Annotated in this window: 15 protein-coding genes; 13 read left to right on the top strand and 2 right to left on the bottom strand. The window is 48.8% G+C overall.

Annotation, left to right across the window (positions count from 1 at the left end):
- Positions 1-13 precede the first annotated feature (13 nt).
- The 6 genes from rplK to rpoC all read left to right on the top strand — a co-directional run bounded on the left by rplK (position 14) and on the right by rpoC (position 10990).
- Entirely contained in the window at positions 14-448 is a 435-nt protein-coding gene (rplK, locus tag FGL10_RS08910; RefSeq protein WP_002220151.1) for a 50S ribosomal protein L11, read from the top strand.
- Positions 448-1143: a 50S ribosomal protein L1 gene (gene rplA / locus FGL10_RS08905; protein WP_003677918.1), complete on the top strand. Its 696-nt coding sequence runs from the start codon at positions 448-450 to the stop codon at positions 1141-1143. The genes rplK and rplA overlap by 1 nt, the downstream gene beginning before the upstream one ends.
- A 223-nt stretch (positions 1144-1366) precedes the next feature.
- Positions 1367-1867 carry a 50S ribosomal protein L10 gene (gene rplJ / locus FGL10_RS08895; RefSeq protein ID WP_003711143.1) on the top strand — a complete coding sequence of 167 codons (501 nt, stop codon included), beginning with the start codon at positions 1367-1369 and terminating at the stop codon, positions 1865-1867.
- Between the two features lie 58 nt (positions 1868-1925).
- Positions 1926-2294 (top strand): 50S ribosomal protein L7/L12, encoded by a 369-nt coding sequence (gene rplL / locus FGL10_RS08890; protein ID WP_003711144.1) that lies wholly within the window; start codon positions 1926-1928, stop codon positions 2292-2294.
- A gap of 190 nt (positions 2295-2484) precedes the next feature.
- Positions 2485-6663 (top strand): DNA-directed RNA polymerase subunit beta, encoded by a 4179-nt coding sequence (gene rpoB / locus FGL10_RS08885; protein ID WP_036475237.1) that lies wholly within the window; start codon positions 2485-2487, stop codon positions 6661-6663.
- Positions 6664-6814: 151 nt separating this feature from the next.
- A complete protein-coding gene (gene rpoC / locus FGL10_RS08880) occupies positions 6815-10990 on the top strand; it encodes a DNA-directed RNA polymerase subunit beta' (protein WP_036475234.1) in 4176 nt (1391 codons plus the stop codon).
- Positions 10991-11002: 12 nt separating this feature from the next.
- Here rpoC and FGL10_RS08875 read toward each other — a convergent pair whose 3' ends face one another.
- The gene (locus FGL10_RS08875; protein ID WP_232043742.1) at positions 11003-11302 is read right to left on the bottom strand and encodes a hypothetical protein; all 300 of its coding nucleotides are present in this window, start codon (positions 11300-11302) and stop codon (positions 11003-11005) included.
- Positions 11303-11563: 261 nt separating this feature from the next.
- Between FGL10_RS08875 and rpsL the strand changes: the two genes are divergently transcribed.
- From rpsL to rpsJ, 5 genes are all read left to right on the top strand, one after another.
- Complete coding sequence (rpsL, locus tag FGL10_RS08870) at positions 11564-11935, top strand: 30S ribosomal protein S12 (protein ID WP_002218431.1); 372 nt, start codon at positions 11564-11566, stop codon at positions 11933-11935.
- A 117-nt stretch (positions 11936-12052) separates the two neighbouring features.
- Positions 12053-12523, top strand: a complete 471-nt coding sequence (gene rpsG, locus FGL10_RS08865) for a 30S ribosomal protein S7 (RefSeq protein WP_002242159.1) — start codon at positions 12053-12055, stop codon at positions 12521-12523.
- Between the two features lie 18 nt (positions 12524-12541).
- Positions 12542-14647 (top strand): elongation factor G, encoded by a 2106-nt coding sequence (fusA, locus tag FGL10_RS08860; protein ID WP_003711150.1) that lies wholly within the window; start codon positions 12542-12544, stop codon positions 14645-14647.
- A gap of 89 nt (positions 14648-14736) precedes the next feature.
- Complete coding sequence (tuf, locus tag FGL10_RS08855; protein WP_036475232.1) at positions 14737-15921, top strand: elongation factor Tu; 1185 nt, start codon at positions 14737-14739, stop codon at positions 15919-15921.
- Positions 15922-15938: 17 nt separating this feature from the next.
- Positions 15939-16250 (top strand): 30S ribosomal protein S10, encoded by a 312-nt coding sequence (gene rpsJ, locus FGL10_RS08850; protein WP_002215394.1) that lies wholly within the window; start codon positions 15939-15941, stop codon positions 16248-16250.
- An 85-nt stretch (positions 16251-16335) separates the two neighbouring features.
- On the opposite strand, the gene FGL10_RS12135 is transcribed toward rpsJ, so the two are convergent.
- Positions 16336-16521, bottom strand: a complete 186-nt coding sequence (locus FGL10_RS12135) for a hypothetical protein (RefSeq protein WP_171007427.1) — start codon at positions 16519-16521, stop codon at positions 16336-16338.
- Positions 16522-16540: 19 nt separating this feature from the next.
- Here FGL10_RS12135 and FGL10_RS08845 point away from each other — a divergent pair, with 19 nt between their 5' ends.
- Entirely contained in the window at positions 16541-17605 is a 1065-nt protein-coding gene (locus tag FGL10_RS08845; protein WP_171007435.1) for a GTPase family protein, read from the top strand.
- Between the two features lie 8 nt (positions 17606-17613).
- Entirely contained in the window at positions 17614-18297 is a 684-nt protein-coding gene (locus tag FGL10_RS08840) for a GTPase family protein (RefSeq protein ID WP_003707130.1), read from the top strand.
- Positions 18298-18438 lie beyond the last annotated feature (141 nt).

The following is an 18438-nucleotide window of genomic DNA, read 5'->3' as shown; positions in this document are numbered from 1 at the left end:
GAGTCCTATAAAAGTGGCAAAGAAAATTATCGGCTACATCAAACTGCAAATTCCTGCAGGTAAAGCCAATCCATCTCCCCCAGTTGGTCCGGCCTTGGGTCAACGTGGTCTGAATATTATGGAATTTTGTAAGGCATTTAATGCTGCAACCCAAGGTATGGAACCTGGTTTGCCGATTCCGGTTGTTATTACTGCATTTGCAGATAAATCATTCACTTTTGTGATGAAAACCCCGCCGGCTTCTATTTTGTTGAAAAAAGCTGCCGGTTTGCAAAAAGGTAGTTCTAATCCTCTGACTAACAAAGTGGGCAAACTGACCCGCGCCCAGTTGGAAGAAATTGCTAAAACTAAAGAGCCTGATTTGACTGCTGCTGATTTGGATGCGGCTGTCCGTACTATTGCCGGCTCTGCTCGCTCAATGGGTTTGGATGTGGAGGGTGTTGTATAATGGCTAAAGTATCTAAACGCTTGAAAGCTCTGCGCTCTTCTGTTGAAGCTAACAAACTGTACGCAATCGACGAAGCAATTGCTTTGGTTAAAAAAGCTGCTACTGCTAAATTTGACGAATCTGTCGATGTATCTTTCAACTTGGGTGTTGATCCTCGTAAATCTGACCAAGTTATCCGTGGTTCAGTTGTTCTGCCCAAAGGTACCGGTAAAACAACCCGTGTGGCTGTATTTACTCAAGGTGCAAATGCAGATGCTGCTAAAGAAGCTGGTGCGGATATTGTCGGTTTTGAAGATCTGGCAGCTGAAATTAAAGCCGGTAACTTGAACTTTGACGTTGTTATTGCTTCTCCTGATGCAATGCGTATTGTTGGTCAGTTGGGTACTATTTTGGGTCCTCGTGGTCTGATGCCGAACCCTAAAGTAGGCACGGTTACTCCTAACGTTGCTGAAGCAGTTAAAAATGCAAAAGCAGGTCAAGTACAATACCGTACAGATAAAGCCGGTATCGTTCATGCAACCATCGGTCGTGCTTCTTTCGCTGAAGCTGACTTGAAAGAAAACTTCAATGCGTTGCTGGATGCTATCGTTAAAGCTAAACCTGCTGCTGCTAAAGGTCAGTACCTGAAAAAAGTTGCTGTATCCAGCACTATGGGTTTGGGTGTTCGCGTTGATACTGCAAGCGTGAACAACTAAGAAATTTTCAGGTAATCCGGTCTTTTGGATTACCTGAATTTGGGCTACTTAAAATTAAGTAGATGTCCAAGACCGTAGGGATCGTAAGATTTAATCGTAACTGCCCTACGCAGACGGTAGTCCTGAAACACATTGCAAGATTGCTTGTAAGATGTCTTTTTAGGTTACCGCGCTGGTGGGATATCGTTTCGGTATCCTGTTTATAAACAGTGGGAGGTAGACCTTGAGTCTCAATATTGAAACCAAGAAAGTGGCAGTCGAGGAAATTAGCGCGGCAATTGCTAACGCTCAAACCCTCGTAGTCGCTGAATATCGCGGTATCAGTGTTTCCAGTATGACTGAGCTTCGTGCGAATGCGCGTAAAGAAGGCGTTTACTTGCGCGTTCTGAAAAATACTCTGGCTCGTCGCGCGGTGAAAGGTACTTCATTCGCAGAATTGGCCGATCAAATGGTCGGTCCGTTGGTTTACGCTGCTTCTGAAGATGCTGTTGCTGCCGCTAAAGTGCTGCACCAATTCGCGAAAAAAGATGACAAAATTGTCGTTAAAGCCGGTTCTTACAATGGCGAAGTAATGAACGCTGCTCAGGTTGCTGAGTTGGCTTCTATTCCAAGTCGCGAAGAGCTGTTGTCCAAACTGTTGTTCGTTATGCAAGCCCCTGTATCTGGCTTTGCGCGCGGTTTGGCTGCTTTGGCAGAGAAAAAAGCCGGCGAAGAAGCCGCTTAATCGATTTTGTTTCATTTAATCAATTATTTTTTAATACAATATTTGGAGTATAAATAGCATGGCTATTACTAAAGAAGACATTTTGGAAGCCGTTGGTTCTTTGACCGTAATGGAATTAAACGACTTGGTTAAAGCTTTTGAAGAAAAATTCGGCGTTTCTGCTGCTGCTGTTGCTGTTGCAAGTTCTGCTGGTCCTGCTGCTGCCGCTGAAGAAAAAACTGAGTTTGACGTAGTATTGGCTTCTGCCGGCGATCAAAAAGTCGGCGTGATTAAAGTAGTCCGCGCAATTACCGGTTTGGGTCTGAAAGAAGCTAAAGACATCGTTGACGGCGCACCTAAAACCATTAAAGAGGGTGTTTCTAAAGCTGAAGCTGAAGACATCCAAAAACAACTGGAAGAAGCTGGCGCTAAAGTCGAAATCAAATAATTTGATGCTTCTTATGAAGGCTGGCAGTTTTCTGCCAGCCTTATTTTGCTTCTTAAAATAAGCATTAAGTATTGTTTACATTTATTTGCATAGTCTTTATCAAATCATTGCAAATAAATGTAAATATCAGATTGATGCGTACCGTTGTTTTCAGACGGCCTATTATTGAAAATTGCTTTTCGGAGTGTATATGAGCTATTCGTTTACCGAGAAAAAACGTATCCGCAAGAGTTTTGCAAAGCGGGAGAATGTCTTGGATGTTCCTTTCCTGCTGGCAACCCAAATTGATTCTTATGCGAAATTTTTGCAGCTGGAAAATGCTTTTGACAAACGTACCGATGACGGTCTTCAGGCGGCATTTAATTCTATTTTCCCGATTGTGAGCCATAATGGTTATGCGCGATTGGAGTTTGTGCATTACACATTGGGCGAGCCTTTGTTCGATATTCCCGAATGTCAGTTGCGCGGAATCACTTATGCAGCCCCCTTGCGCGCGCGTATCCGTTTGGTGATTTTGGATAAAGAAGCATCTAAGCCGACTGTCAAAGAAGTTCGTGAAAACGAAGTGTATATGGGTGAAATTCCGTTGATGACCCCGAGCGGTTCTTTTGTGATTAACGGCACAGAGCGTGTGATTGTTTCTCAGTTGCACCGTTCGCCCGGTGTGTTTTTCGAGCATGACAAAGGTAAGACGCACTCTTCCGGCAAATTGTTATTCTCCGCCCGTATCATTCCCTACCGCGGTTCATGGTTGGATTTTGAATTTGACCCGAAAGATTTGCTGTATTTCCGTATCGACCGCCGCCGTAAAATGCCGGTAACGATTTTGTTGAAGGCTTTGGGCTACGGCAATGAGCAAATCTTGGATATTTTCTACGACAAAGAAACGTTCTATTTGTCTTCAAACGGTGTTCAAACCGATTTGGTCGCAGGCCGTCTGAAAGGCGAAACTGCCAAAGTCGATATCTTGGATAAAGAAGGCAACGTATTGGTTGCCAAAGGTAAGCGCATTACTGCGAAAAATATCCGTGATATTGCCAATGCAGGCCTGACCCGTTTGGATGTAGAACCGGAAAGCCTGCTGGGCAAAGCATTGGCTGCCGATTTGATTGATTCGGAAACCGGCGAGGTATTGGCTTCTGCCAATGATGAAATTACAGAAGAGTTGTTGGCCAAATTTGATATCAACGGCGTAAAAGAAATTACGACCCTTTATATCAATGAGCTGGATCAGGGTGCTTATATCTCCAACACTTTGCGCACGGATGAGACTGCCGGCCGGCAGGCGGCGCGTGTTGCGATTTACCGTATGATGCGTCCGGGCGAACCGCCTACCGAAGAGGCGGTCGAGCAATTGTTTAACCGCTTGTTCTTCAGTGAAGACAGCTACGATTTGTCCCGCGTAGGCCGTATGAAATTTAATACGCGCACATACGAACAAAAACTGTCCGAAGCGCAACAAAACTCTTGGTACGGCCGCCTGTTGAACGAAACGTTTGCCGGTGCTGCCGAAAAAGGCGGCTATGTCCTGAGCGTCGAAGATATTGTCGCCTCGATTGCGACTTTGGTCGAGCTGCGTAACGGTCACGGCGAAGTGGACGATATCGACCACTTGGGCAACCGTCGTGTTCGTTCCGTGGGTGAGTTGACTGAAAACCAATTCCGCAGTGGTTTGGCCCGTGTGGAACGTGCAGTTAAAGAGCGTTTGAACCAAGCAGAATCCGAAAACTTGATGCCGCACGACTTGATTAATGCGAAACCTGTTTCTGCCGCGATTAAAGAATTCTTCGGCTCCAGCCAATTGAGCCAATTTATGGATCAGACCAACCCATTGTCTGAAGTAACCCATAAACGCCGTGTATCTGCGTTGGGTCCGGGCGGTTTGACCCGCGAACGTGCAGGCTTTGAGGTGCGGGACGTGCATCCGACCCACTACGGCCGCGTATGTCCGATTGAAACACCTGAGGGTCCGAACATCGGTTTGATCAACTCATTGTCCGTTTATGCGCGTACTAATGATTACGGTTTCTTGGAAACCCCTTACCGCCGTGTTGTTGATGGTAAAGTAACCGAAGAAATCGATTACTTGTCTGCCATCGAAGAAGGCTGCTATGTGATTGCACAGGCGAATGCCGATTTGGATTCAGACGGCAATCTGATTGGCGATTTGGTTACCTGTCGTGAAAAAGGCGAAACCATTATGGCAACGCCCGACCGCGTCCAATATATGGACGTGGCAACCGGCCAGGTGGTATCCGTTGCGGCATCCCTGATTCCGTTCTTGGAACACGATGATGCGAACCGCGCATTGATGGGTGCCAACATGCAACGTCAGGCAGTGCCTTGCCTGCGTCCTGAAAAACCGATGGTCGGTACCGGTATCGAGCGTTCCGTTGCCGTTGACTCTGCTACTGCAATCGTTGCCCGCCGAGGTGGTGTGGTTGAGTATGTAGATGCCAACCGCGTCGTCGTTCGTGTTCATGATGATGAAGCGACTGCCGGCGAAGTGGGTGTCGATATTTACAACTTGGTTAAATTCACCCGTTCTAACCAATCTACCAACATCAACCAACGTCCGGCTGTAAAAGCAGGCGACGTGTTGCAACGCGGCGACTTGGTGGCCGACGGCGCGTCCACCGACTTGGGCGAATTGGCTTTGGGTCAAAACATGACCATCGCCTTCATGCCATGGAACGGTTACAACTATGAAGACTCGATTCTGATTTCAGAAAAAGTGGCTGCGGATGATCGTTACACTTCGATTCACATTGAGGAATTGAATGTCGTTGCCCGCGATACCAAGCTGGGCGCGGAAGATATTACCCGCGATATTCCGAACTTGTCCGAGCGTATGCAAAACCGTTTGGATGAATCCGGCATCGTATATATCGGTGCAGAAGTAGAAGCCGGCGATGTGCTGGTAGGCAAAGTAACGCCCAAAGGCGAAACCCAACTGACTCCTGAAGAAAAACTGCTGCGCGCCATCTTCGGCGAAAAAGCGTCTGACGTAAAAGATACTTCATTGCGTATGCCTACCGGTATGAGCGGTACGGTTATCGACGTTCAAGTCTTTACCCGCGAAGGCATCCAACGCGACAAACGCGCCCAATCCATTATCGATTCCGAGTTGAAACGCTACCGTTTGGATTTGAGCGACCAGTTGCGTATTTTCGACAACGACGCATTCGACCGTATCGAGCGTATGATTGTCGGTCAGAAAGCCAACGGCGGCCCGATGAAGCTGGCTAAAGGCAGTGAAATCACGACTGAATATCTGGCAGGTTTGCCTAGCAAGCACGATTGGTTCGATATCCGTCTGGCTGACGAAGATTTGGCCAAGCAGTTGGAACTGATTAAATTGAGCCTGCAACAAAAACGCGAAGAAGCGGATGAGTTGTATGAGATCAAGAAGAAAAAACTGACCCAGGGCGACGAGCTGCAACCGGGCGTACAAAAAATGGTGAAAGTATTTATCGCCATCAAACGCCGTCTGCAAGCCGGGGACAAAATGGCGGGCCGCCACGGTAACAAAGGTGTGGTATCGCGCATTCTGCCTGTGGAAGACATGCCGTACATGGCTGACGGCCGTCCGGTAGACATCGTACTGAACCCGTTGGGCGTACCTTCCCGTATGAACATCGGTCAGATTTTGGAAGTTCACTTGGGTTGGGCGGCAAAAGGTATCGGCGAACGCATCGACCGTATGCTGAAAGAGCAACGCAAAGCCGGCGAGCTGCGCGAGTTCTTGAACAAACTCTACAACGGCAGCGGTAAGAAAGAAGATTTGGACAGCCTGACAGATGAAGAAATCATCGAATTGGCTTCCAACCTGCGCAAAGGCGCATCTTTCGCCTCTCCTGTATTCGACGGTGCGAAAGAGTCTGAAATCCGCGAAATGTTGAATTTGGCTTATCCGAGCGATGATCCTGAAGTTGAAAAATTGGGCTTCAACGACAGCAAAACCCAAATCACGCTGTATGACGGACGCTCTGGCGAACCGTTTGACCGCAAGGTAACAGTCGGTGTGATGCACTATCTGAAACTGCACCACTTGGTTGACGAAAAAATGCACGCCCGTTCTACCGGCCCGTACAGTCTGGTTACCCAGCAGCCTTTGGGCGGTAAAGCCCAGTTCGGCGGCCAACGTTTCGGTGAGATGGAGGTTTGGGCACTGGAAGCATACGGCGCAGCCTACACGCTGCAAGAGATGCTGACTGTGAAGTCTGACGACGTGAACGGCCGTACCAAAATGTACGAAAACATCGTCAAAGGCGAACACAAAATCGATGCCGGTATGCCCGAGTCCTTCAACGTATTGGTCAAAGAGATTCGCTCACTGGGCTTGGATATCGATTTGGAACGCTACTGATACGGGTTTCAGACGGCATAAGGGGAGCTGTTCTGCAGGTATGCGGGGCAGCCGACAATGTTTAAAAACGAAATGCCGTCTGAAAACACTGTACCTCTATCCATATCGAAAATCCGCCACGCGGTAAAAATACTTCCTTCAAGGAGCAAAAATGAATTTGTTGAATTTATTTAATCCGTTGCAAACTGCCGGCATGGAAGAAGAGTTTGATGCCATCAAAATCGGTATTGCCTCTCCCGAAACCATCCGCTCATGGTCTTACGGCGAAGTTAAAAAGCCCGAAACCATCAACTATCGTACGTTCAAACCTGAGCGTGACGGTTTGTTCTGCGCCAAAATCTTTGGTCCGGTCAAAGACTACGAATGCTTGTGCGGAAAATACAAACGCTTGAAATTTAAAGGCGTAACCTGTGAAAAATGCGGCGTAGAAGTGACCCTGTCCAAAGTGCGCCGCGAACGCATGGGCCACATTGAATTGGCCGCACCGGTTGCCCATATTTGGTTCTTGAAATCCCTGCCTTCCCGCTTGGGTATGGTACTGGACATGACTTTGCGCGACATCGAGCGCGTATTGTACTTTGAAGCATTTGTGGTAACCGACCCCGGTATGACTCCGCTGCAACGCCGCCAATTGCTGACTGAAGACGATTACTACAACAAACTGGACGAATACGGCGACGACTTCGATGCCAAAATGGGTGCGGAAGGTATCCGCGAATTGCTGCGTACCTTGAATGTGGCGGGCGAAATCGAAATCCTGCGCCAAGAGTTGGAATCGACCGGATCCGACACCAAAATCAAAAAAATCGCCAAACGTTTGAAAGTATTGGAAGCCTTCCACCGTTCCGGTATGAAGCTGGAATGGATGATTATGGACGTGCTGCCGGTATTGCCGCCTGATTTGCGTCCGTTGGTTCCATTGGATGGCGGTCGTTTTGCCACTTCCGATTTGAACGATTTGTACCGTCGCGTCATCAACCGCAACAACCGTCTGAAACGTCTGTTGGAACTGCACGCGCCCGACATCATCGTTCGTAACGAAAAACGTATGTTGCAAGAAGCGGTCGACTCTCTGTTGGATAACGGCCGTCGCGGTAAAGCCATGACCGGTGCCAACAAACGTCCGTTGAAATCATTGGCAGATATGATTAAAGGTAAAGGCGGCCGTTTCCGTCAAAACCTGCTGGGTAAACGTGTGGACTATTCAGGTCGTTCCGTGATTACCGTAGGCCCATACCTGCGCCTGCACCAATGCGGTCTGCCGAAAAAAATGGCGTTGGAACTGTTCAAACCGTTCATTTTCCACAAATTGGAAAAACAAGGTTTGGCTTCTACCGTTAAAGCTGCGAAAAAATTGGTAGAGCAAGAAGTACCTGAAGTATGGGACATCTTGGAAGAAGTCATCCGCGAACATCCGATTATGCTGAACCGTGCACCAACCCTGCACCGTTTGGGTATTCAAGCGTTTGAGCCTATTCTGATCGAAGGTAAAGCGATTCAGTTGCACCCATTGGTGTGTGCCGCATTTAATGCCGACTTTGACGGTGACCAAATGGCGGTACACGTTCCATTGAGCTTGGAAGCGCAAATGGAAGCGCGCACCCTGATGCTGGCTTCAAACAACGTATTGTCTCCGGCCAACGGCGAACCAATCATCGTACCTTCTCAAGATATCGTATTGGGTCTGTACTACATGACCCGCGACCGCATCAATGCCAAAGGCGAAGGCAGCCTGTTTGCCGATGTGAAAGAAGTGCATCGTGCATACCATACCAAACAGGTCGAGCTGGGTACGAAAATCACCGTACGTCTGCGCGAATGGGTGAAAAACGAAGCCGGAGAATTCGAGCCTGTCGTTAACCGTTACGAAACAACCGTCGGCCGCGCATTGTTGAGCGAAATCCTGCCGAAAGGCCTGCCGTTTGAGTATGTCAACAAGGCATTGAAGAAAAAAGAAATTTCCAAGCTGATTAACGCATCGTTCCGCCTGTGCGGCTTGCGCGATACGGTTATCTTTGCCGATCACCTGATGTACACCGGTTTCGGATTTGCGGCAAAAGGCGGTATTTCCATTGCCGTTGACGATATGGAAATTCCAAAAGAAAAAGCAGCCTTGCTGGTCGAGGCTAATGCCGAAGTTAAAGAAATCGAAGACCAATACCGTCAAGGTTTGGTGACCAACGGCGAACGCTACAACAAAGTAGTGGATATTTGGGGTCGTGCCGGCGATAAAATCGCTAAAGCGATGATGGATAACTTGTCCAAACAAAAAGTTATCGACCGTGACGGCAACGAAGTCGATCAAGAGTCATTCAACTCCATTTATATGATGGCGGACTCCGGTGCCCGCGGTTCTGCGGCTCAGATCAAACAGTTGTCCGGTATGCGCGGTTTGATGGCGAAACCTGACGGATCGATTATTGAAACGCCGATTACCTCAAACTTCCGCGAAGGTCTGACCGTGTTGCAATACTTTATTGCGACCCACGGTGCGCGTAAAGGTTTGGCGGATACCGCATTGAAAACCGCGAACTCCGGTTACCTGACCCGTCGTCTGGTAGACGTAACCCAAGACTTGGTCGTTGTTGAAGACGATTGCGGCACTTCAGACGGCTTTGTCATGAAGGCAGTCGTACAAGGCGGTGATGTGATTGAAGCATTGCGCGATCGTATTTTGGGCCGTGTTACTGCTTCTGACGTTGTCGATCCGTCAAGCGGCGAAACATTGGTTGAAGCCGGTACGTTGTTGACTGAAAAACTGGTGGATATGATTGACCAATCCGGTGTCGATGAAGTCAAAGTCCGTACGCCGATTACTTGTAAAACCCGTCACGGTTTGTGTGCGCACTGTTACGGTCGTGACTTGGCACGCGGCAAACTGGTTAACGCCGGTGAGGCAGTCGGTGTGATTGCTGCACAATCAATCGGTGAACCGGGTACCCAGTTGACCATGCGTACGTTCCACATCGGCGGTGCGGCATCCCGTGCGGCGGCAGCCAGCCAAGTTGAAGCCAAATCCAACGGTACGGCACGATTCAGCAGCCAAATGCGTTATGTCGCCAACAACAAAGGCGAATTGGTTGTCATCGGCCGTTCTTGCGAAGTCGTGATTCATGACGATATCGGCCGTGAACGTGAACGCCACAAAGTACCTTACGGTGCCATCCTGCTGGTACAAGACGGTATGGCCATCAAAGCCGGTCAAACCTTGGCAACTTGGGATCCGCATACCCGTCCGATGATTACCGAACACGCAGGTATGGTGAAATTCGAAAACGTGGAAGAGGGTGTTACCGTTGCCAAACAAACCGATGATGTAACCGGTTTGTCCACTTTGGTAGTGATTGACGGTAAACGCCGTTCCGGCAGCGCATCCAAACTGCTGCGTCCGACTGTGAAACTCTTGGACGAAAACGGTTTGGAAATCTGCATCCCGGGTACTTCTACTCCGGTATCTATGGCGTTCCCAGTGGGCGCAGTGATTACCGTACGCGAAGGTCAGGAAATCGGTAAAGGCGACGTATTGGCGCGTATCCCGCAAGCCTCTTCCAAAACCCGCGACATTACCGGCGGTCTGCCGCGCGTTGCCGAGTTGTTTGAAGCACGCGTGCCGAAAGATGCAGGTATGTTGGCGGAAATTACCGGTACCGTTTCCTTCGGTAAAGAAACCAAAGGCAAACAGCGTCTGATTATTACCGACGTGGACGGTGTGGCATACGAAACCCTGATTTCCAAAGAGAAACAGATTTTGGTACACGACGGTCAAGTGGTAAACCGAGGCGAAACCATTGTGGACGGCGCGGTCGATCCGCACGATATTCTGCGTCTGCAAGGTATCGAAGCACTGGCACGCTACATTGTCCAAGAGGTGCAAGAGGTTTACCGCCTGCAAGGTGTGAAGATTTCCGACAAACACATCGAAGTCATCATCCGTCAAATGTTGCGCCGTGTGAACATTGCGGATGCCGGCGAAACCGGCTTCATTACCGGAGAGCAGGTCGAACGCGGCGATGTGATGGCTGCCAATGAAAAAGCTTTGGAAGAAGGCAAAGAACCGGCACGTTACGAAAACGTATTGCTGGGTATTACCAAAGCCTCCCTGTCCACCGACAGCTTCATTTCCGCCGCATCGTTCCAAGAAACGACCCGCGTCCTGACCGAAGCCGCGATTATGGGCAAACAAGACGAGCTGCGCGGTCTGAAAGAGAACGTCATCGTCGGCCGTCTGATTCCTGCCGGTACCGGTTTGACTTACCACCGCAGCCGCCATCAACAATGGCAAGAGGTAGGGCAGGAGACTGCTGAAACCCAAGTAACGGATGAATAATCTTCGGCGCGTTCATTCAATAAAAAAAACCGCAAGCCTTGAGCCTGCGGTTTTTCTTTCAGACGGCATTCGTATTGATTTGGAACGCAGGCTGCTTACCAATTCTTTCAACAGCACATTTTCATCGGTTTTCTGTTGCAGCATTTGGTCTTTATGCAGGATTAATTCTTTTTGATGGCTTATGATTAATTTTAGTTTTTCGATTTCTGCAAATAGCTCATTGGAGGGAGAGTCATAGAAGGAGATGTTGTTATTATCCCCTTCATTGATCTGGCAGATAAAGCCATTATCTCCCGGTTGAAGCAAGTCCATCAAATCGACCATCGAAGATGAAATGCGCCCGACCGATGAAATGGAAAGTACCGTTTGGTAACAATCGTTTGCCTAAAATGCCGTCTGAAGGCTTCAGACGGCATTTTACATGGATTGTGCAGGCTTAAGCCTTTATCCGGAAAAAGAAAAATAATAAAACGGGAACAATGTTTTGCTTGACTAAGTGTTTGCAATAAAAATATAATTCCACTCTTGCCGACATGGTGTCGGCAAGTATTTAACTCAACAGGACGAGAAAATATGCCAACTATCAACCAATTGGTACGCAAAGGCCGTCAAAAGCCTGTGTACGTAAACAAAGTGCCCGCACTGGAAGCCTGCCCGCAAAAACGCGGCGTGTGCACCCGTGTATACACGACTACCCCTAAAAAACCTAACTCTGCATTGCGTAAAGTATGTAAAGTCCGCCTGACCAACGGTTTTGAAGTCATTTCATACATCGGCGGCGAAGGCCACAACCTGCAAGAGCACAGCGTCGTACTGATTCGCGGCGGCCGTGTAAAAGACTTGCCGGGTGTGCGTTACCACACTGTACGCGGTTCTTTGGATACTGCAGGTGTTAAAGACCGTAAACAAGCCCGTTCCAAATACGGTGCTAAGCGTCCTAAATAATTATAGGGACTCAAATAGGCACGTCGGCCGCCTAAGCTGAACAACGGCCGAGTAAGTGAATACTCAATTGGGTATTCATGGGAATTGACCCGACTGAATAGATTAAAGGAAATTAAAATGCCAAGACGTAGAGAAGTCCCTAAGCGCGACGTACTGCCAGATCCTAAATTCGGCAGCGTCGAGCTGACTAAATTCATGAACGTATTGATGATTGACGGTAAAAAATCTGTTGCAGAACGTATCGTTTACGGTGCCCTGGAGCAAATTGAGAAAAAAACCGGCAAAGCAGCAATCGAAGTATTTAACGAAGCCATTGCAAACGCCAAACCTATCGTGGAAGTGAAAAGCCGCCGTGTAGGTGGTGCAAACTACCAAGTTCCTGTTGAAGTTCGTCCTTCACGTCGTCTGGCTTTGGCAATGCGTTGGGTTCGTGATGCGGCCCGTAAACGTGGTGAGAAATCTATGGATCTGCGTTTGGCAGGCGAATTGATTGATGCGGCTGAAGGCCGTGGCGGTGCGTTGAAAAAACGTGAAGAAGTACACCGCATGGCTGAAGCCAACAAAGCATTCTCTCACTTCCGTTTCTAATATCGAAAGGCTAACAAAATGGCTCGTAAGACCCCGATCAGCCTGTACCGCAACATCGGTATTTCCGCCCATATCGATGCGGGTAAAACCACGACGACAGAACGTATTTTGTTCTATACCGGTTTGACCCACAAGCTGGGCGAAGTGCATGATGGCGCGGCTACTACCGACTACATGGAACAAGAGCAAGAGCGTGGTATTACCATTACCTCCGCTGCCGTTACTTCCTACTGGTCCGGTATGGCGAAACAATTCCCAGAACACCGCTTCAACATCATCGACACCCCGGGACACGTTGACTTTACCGTAGAGGTAGAGCGTTCTATGCGTGTATTGGATGGTGCGGTAATGGTTTACTGCGCGGTGGGTGGTGTTCAACCTCAATCCGAAACCGTATGGCGGCAAGCCAACAAATACCAAGTGCCGCGCTTGGCATTTGTAAACAAAATGGACCGTCAAGGTGCCAACTTCTTCCGCGTTGTCGAGCAAATGAAAACCCGTTTGCGCGCAAACCCTGTGCCTATCGTGATTCCGGTGGGTGCGGAAGACAGTTTCACCGGCGTTGTCGATCTGTTGAAAATGAAATCCATCATTTGGAATGAGGCCGATAAAGGTACAACCTTTACCTATGGCGACATTCCTGCCGAATTGGTTGAAACTGCCGAGGAATGGCGTCAAAACATGATTGAAGCCGCAGCAGAAGCCAGCGAAGAATTGATGGATAAATACTTGGGTGGAGATGAGCTGACCGAGGAAGAAATCGTAGGTGCATTGCGTCAACGTACTCTGGCAGGCGAAATCCAACCTATGCTGTGTGGTTCTGCATTTAAAAACAAAGGTGTTCAACGTATGTTGGACGCAGTTGTAGAATTGCTGCCAGCCCCTACCGATATTCCTCCGGTTCAAGGTGTTAATCCTAACACTGAAGAAGCCGACAGCCGTCAAGCCAGCGATGAAGAGAAATTCTCTGCATTGGCATTCAAAATGTTGAACGACAAATACGTCGGTCAGCTGACCTTTATCCGCGTTTACTCAGGCGTAGTAAAATCCGGCGATACCGTATTGAACTCCGTAAAAGGCACTCGCGAACGTATCGGCCGTTTGGTACAAATGACTGCTGCGGACCGTACTGAAATTGAAGAAGTACGCGCCGGCGACATCGCAGCCGCTATCGGTCTGAAAGACGTTACTACCGGTGAAACTTTGTGTGCAGAAAATGCACCGATTATCTTGGAACGCATGGAATTCCCCGAGCCGGTAATCCATATTGCCGTTGAGCCGAAAACCAAAGCCGACCAAGAGAAAATGGGTATTGCCCTGAACCGCCTGGCTAAAGAAGATCCTTCTTTCCGTGTCCGTACAGACGAAGAGTCCGGTCAAACCATTATTTCGGGTATGGGCGAGCTGCACCTGGAAATTATTGTTGACCGTATGAAACGCGAATTCGGTGTGGAAGCGAATATCGGCGCACCCCAAGTGGCTTACCGTGAAACCATCCGCAAAGAAGTCGAAGCCGAATACAAACACGCCAAACAATCCGGCGGTAAAGGTCAATACGGTCACGTTGTGATCAAAATGGAACCTATGGAACCGGGTGGTGCAGGCTACGAATTTATCGATGAAATTAAAGGCGGTGTGATTCCTCGCGAATTCATTCCGTCTGTCGATAAAGGTATCCGTGACACCCTGCCTAACGGTATCGTTGCAGGCTACCCTGTAGTGGACGTACGCGTACGTTTGATCTTCGGTTCCTCACACGATGTCGACTCTTCTCAACTGGCCTTCGAATTGGCTGCTTCCCAAGCCTTCAAAGAAGGTATGCGTAAAGCCAATCCTGCCCTGCTTGAGCCGATTATGGCAGTTGAAGTGGAAACCCCTGAAGAATACATGGGTGACGTAATGGGCGACTTGAACCGTCGTCGCGGTGTTGTATTGGGTATGGATGATGACGGTATCGGCGGTAAAAAAGTCCGTGCCGAAGTACCTTTGGCAGAAATGTTCGGTTATTCTACCGACCTGCGTTCTGCAACCCAAGGCCGCGCTACTTACTCTATGGAGTTCAAAAAATACGCTGAAGCTCCTGCCCACATAGCTGCTGCTGTAACTGAAGCCCGTAAAGGCTAATCAGGCAAATAGGCCGTCTGAAAGGCTGAAATGATTTTTCAGACGGCCTCTGTTCTTTAATCGATCTTTATATGTAAAGGAATTAGCTCATGGCTAAGGAAAAATTCGAACGTAGCAAACCGCACGTAAACGTTGGCACCATCGGTCACGTTGACCATGGTAAAACCACCCTGACTGCTGCTTTGACTACTATTTTGGCTAAAAAATTCGGCGGTGCTGCAAAAGCTTACGACCAAATCGACAACGCCCCCGAAGAAAAAGCCCGCGGTATTACCATCAATACCTCACACGTAGAATACGAAACCGAAACCCGCCACTACGCACACGTAGACTGCCCGGGTCACGCCGACTACGTTAAAAACATGATTACCGGTGCCGCACAAATGGACGGCGCAATCTTGGTATGTTCCGCCGCCGACGGCCCTATGCCGCAAACCCGCGAACACATTCTGTTGGCCCGCCAAGTAGGTGTACCTTACATCATCGTATTCATGAACAAATGCGATATGGTCGACGATGCCGAGCTGTTGGAACTGGTTGAAATGGAAATCCGCGACCTGCTGTCAAGCTACGACTTCCCAGGCGACGACTGCCCAATCGTACAAGGTTCCGCACTGAAAGCTTTGGAAGGCGATGCCGCTTACGAAGAAAAAATCTTCGAACTGGCTGCCGCATTGGACAGCTACATCCCGACTCCCGAGCGTGCCGTGGACAAACCGTTCCTGCTGCCTATCGAAGACGTATTCTCCATCTCCGGCCGCGGTACGGTAGTAACCGGCCGTGTAGAGCGCGGTGTCATCCACGTTGGCGACGAGATCGAAATCGTCGGTCTGAAAGAAACCCAAAAAACCACCTGTACCGGTGTCGAGATGTTCCGCAAACTGCTGGACGAAGGTCAGGCAGGCGACAACGTAGGCGTATTGCTGCGCGGTACCAAACGTGAAGAAGTGGAACGCGGTCAGGTATTAGCCAAACCGGGTACCATCACTCCGCACACCAAGTTCAAAGCAGAAGTGTATGTATTGAGCAAAGAAGAGGGCGGTCGTCACACTCCGTTCTTCGCCAACTACCGTCCGCAATTCTACTTCCGTACCACCGACGTAACCGGCGCGGTTACTTTGGAAGAAGGCGTGGAAATGGTAATGCCCGGTGAGAACGTAACCATTACTGTAGAACTGATTGCGCCTATCGCTATGGAAGAAGGCCTGCGCTTTGCGATTCGCGAAGGCGGTCGTACCGTGGGTGCCGGCGTGGTTTCTTCTGTAATTGCTTAATTGAGGGATATTGATAAATGGCAAACCAAAAAATCCGTATCCGCCTGAAAGCTTATGATTACGCCTTGATTGACCGTTCTGCTCAAGAAATCGTTGAAACTGCAAAACGCACCGGTGCCGTTGTAAAAGGTCCGATTCCTTTGCCGACCAAAATCGAGCGTTTCAACATTTTGCGTTCTCCGCACGTGAACAAAACTTCCCGTGAACAATTGGAAATCCGCACCCACTTGCGCCTGATGGACATCGTGGATTGGACCGATAAAACTACCGATGCGCTGATGAAGCTGGATTTGCCGGCCGGTGTTGATGTAGAAATCAAAGTCCAATAATTCGGACTGTCGAAAATCCCCAAGCAATCAATGCTTGGGGATTTTTTATGTTATGCCGTCTGAAAATATGCGGCGGCAAACAGATTCAAGATAAAACAACAAAATCAAAAAACAGTGCGGTCGGTGAAATCGGCTTATTTTGTGCTTCAAGAATTTTCAGACGGCATTTTTTAGTGAACAAAACAGGATATTTTTTATCCATAGCTTTCCGAAGGCTTGCCCCCCCCCGAAGAAAGGTAGAATCAGGCTTGGTTTGGGCAGAAGCATCCATCTGATTCTAAGGATGGATGATGTTTTATTCTCAAGTAAATAAAGGAAAGATGATGAGCCTACTTAATGTCTTTAAAGATATTTTAAACAACAAAGAATTGAATTCGGAAGAACGGCATGATTTGGAGCGGGCGGTTAATATCTTGCAGGATACGCACGTCAATATTTTGATTACCGGAGCCACCGGTTGCGGCAAATCATCCACCATCAATGCCTTGTTCAGCATAGATCAGGCAACGGGAAAGAGTGATGGGGCGGTAAAGGAAGTCGCAAAAGTAGGCGTGGGCGTAGATCCTGAAACTATGGATATTGCCAAATATGAATTGGAGAATATGACGATTTGGGATAGTCCGGGTTTGGGCGACGGAGAGGAGGCAGATCAACGGCACTGGCGCAATATCATCAATAAGCTGCTGGAGAAAGACAGTAACGGCAATGCCGTCATCGACTTGGTTTTGGTGCTGCTTGACGGCGGCTCCAGAGACTTGGGGACATCATACGAACTGATTAACAATGTAATCATCAATACATTGAAGAAGAGCGGGGAAGGCCGTACAGACCGGTTGCTGGTTGCGATTAATCAGTGCGATATGGCGATGAAAGGGCGGAATTGGGATGCGGAAGCCGGCCGTCCGAACGCCGCCTTGGAAAACTTTTTGGAGGAGAAAGTGTGTTCGACACGTAAGCGCATTCAGGAAGCTACCGGCGTTACGGTCAACCCGATTTATTTTTCAGCGGGCTTTAAGAGTGAGGATGAGGAGCAGCGTCCCTATAACATAACCCGCCTGTTGCGTTACATCATTACGGCTATGCCGTCTGAAAAACGGGTGATTGTGGCAGAGAAGATTAATGTGGAAGAAATCGAGCGAGATACCAGCCGCCGCAAACAGGAGGAGCGGCAAGAAATCGACAGCAGTATCGGCAGTGCGCTGGAGAAAATATTGGGGGCTGCGGGAGGCGTGGTTAAAGATGTTGTTTCAACGATAGCGAGCAGTGTCGGGACGCTGATCGGCGGCGCTGCAAAAGCGATTGGAGAAACGATTGGAAGGGGGATTAGCACGATTGCCCCTTGGTTTGGCTGGTAGGAGCGCATATGCATCGTTACCGTATTTCTGAAATCGGGCAAAAAGTCACAGCAGCCGGTTTCCATCCTCTGGATGTCTTGCTTGTCGGTGCGACAGGTGTCGGCAAGTCCTCAACCTTAAATGCCTTGTTTGGCGAACAAAAAGCCAAGGTAGGCACAGGCGTGGATCCCGAAACGCAATTGGTCGAAAGCTATATGCTGAACGATGTGTTGCGGTTTTGGGACAGCGCAGGTTTGGGCGACGGGAAGGAGGCTGACCGCACACATCGGCAAAAACTGATTGATGTCCTGTCCAAAACCTACACTCATTCGGATGGGCAGTGGGGCTGGATAGATTTGGTGTTCGTTATCCTTGACGGCAGCTCCCGCGATTTGGGTACGGCTTATGATTTATTGAGGGACGTTATCCTTAAAATGATTGATCCGGATAGGGTTATTGTTGCAATCAATCAGGCGGATATGGCGATGAAAGGACGTTATTGGGATAGGGTGCTGCATCAGCCACTGCCGAATTTGCAACAGTTTCTAGACGAAAAGGCCGAATCGGTACAAAAAAGGCTTCTGGAAGCGACAGGTTTGCAGATTTCCAAACCCGTTTACTATTCGGCATACGAAAACTACCATCTCAAAGAAATAATGGATGCAGTCATCAACCATATTCCGGTTTGTCGAAGAAAGATGCATACGCTGTGATGATTGGATACAGGCCTTTTGAAAGAGTCCGACCCTATGCCGTCTGAAGATTCAAAACGCTTCAGACGGCATATTGAAGATATTTCTGATATTTCTGTTGATATTTCTTTGACTTGTCGGATATAATGCCGAGCTTGGTAC

The organism is Neisseria lactamica, assembly GCF_901482445.1.
In the GTDB taxonomy this organism is placed as follows: domain Bacteria; phylum Pseudomonadota; class Gammaproteobacteria; order Burkholderiales; family Neisseriaceae; genus Neisseria; species Neisseria lactamica.
Note: the sequence above shows the minus strand (reverse complement) of the source record. Positions and strands in the feature narration are given on the sequence as shown.

What these genes read in the sequence shown, in the direction of transcription:
- FGL10_RS08845 (WP_171007435.1), top strand. Translation starts at nt 16,541, where the DNA reads ATGTTTTATTCTCAAGTAAATAAAGGAAAGATGATGAGCCTACTTAAT.
- rplA (WP_003677918.1), top strand. Translation starts at nt 448, where the DNA reads ATGGCTAAAGTATCTAAACGCTTGAAAGCTCTGCGCTCTTCTGTTGAA.
- fusA (WP_003711150.1), top strand. Translation starts at nt 12,542, where the DNA reads ATGGCTCGTAAGACCCCGATCAGCCTGTACCGCAACATCGGTATTTCC.
- rpsJ (WP_002215394.1), top strand. Translation starts at nt 15,939, where the DNA reads ATGGCAAACCAAAAAATCCGTATCCGCCTGAAAGCTTATGATTACGCC.
- rpoC (WP_036475234.1), top strand. Translation starts at nt 6,815, where the DNA reads ATGAATTTGTTGAATTTATTTAATCCGTTGCAAACTGCCGGCATGGAA.
- tuf (WP_036475232.1), top strand. Translation starts at nt 14,737, where the DNA reads ATGGCTAAGGAAAAATTCGAACGTAGCAAACCGCACGTAAACGTTGGC.
- rpsG (WP_002242159.1), top strand. Translation starts at nt 12,053, where the DNA reads ATGCCAAGACGTAGAGAAGTCCCTAAGCGCGACGTACTGCCAGATCCT.
- FGL10_RS08875 (WP_232043742.1), bottom strand. Translation starts at nt 11,302, where the DNA reads ATGGACTTGCTTCAACCGGGAGATAATGGCTTTATCTGCCAGATCAAT.
- FGL10_RS08840 (WP_003707130.1), top strand. Translation starts at nt 17,614, where the DNA reads ATGCATCGTTACCGTATTTCTGAAATCGGGCAAAAAGTCACAGCAGCC.
- rpsL (WP_002218431.1), top strand. Translation starts at nt 11,564, where the DNA reads ATGCCAACTATCAACCAATTGGTACGCAAAGGCCGTCAAAAGCCTGTG.
- FGL10_RS12135 (WP_171007427.1), bottom strand. Translation starts at nt 16,521, where the DNA reads ATGGATGCTTCTGCCCAAACCAAGCCTGATTCTACCTTTCTTCGGGGG.
- rplL (WP_003711144.1), top strand. Translation starts at nt 1,926, where the DNA reads ATGGCTATTACTAAAGAAGACATTTTGGAAGCCGTTGGTTCTTTGACC.
- rpoB (WP_036475237.1), top strand. Translation starts at nt 2,485, where the DNA reads ATGAGCTATTCGTTTACCGAGAAAAAACGTATCCGCAAGAGTTTTGCA.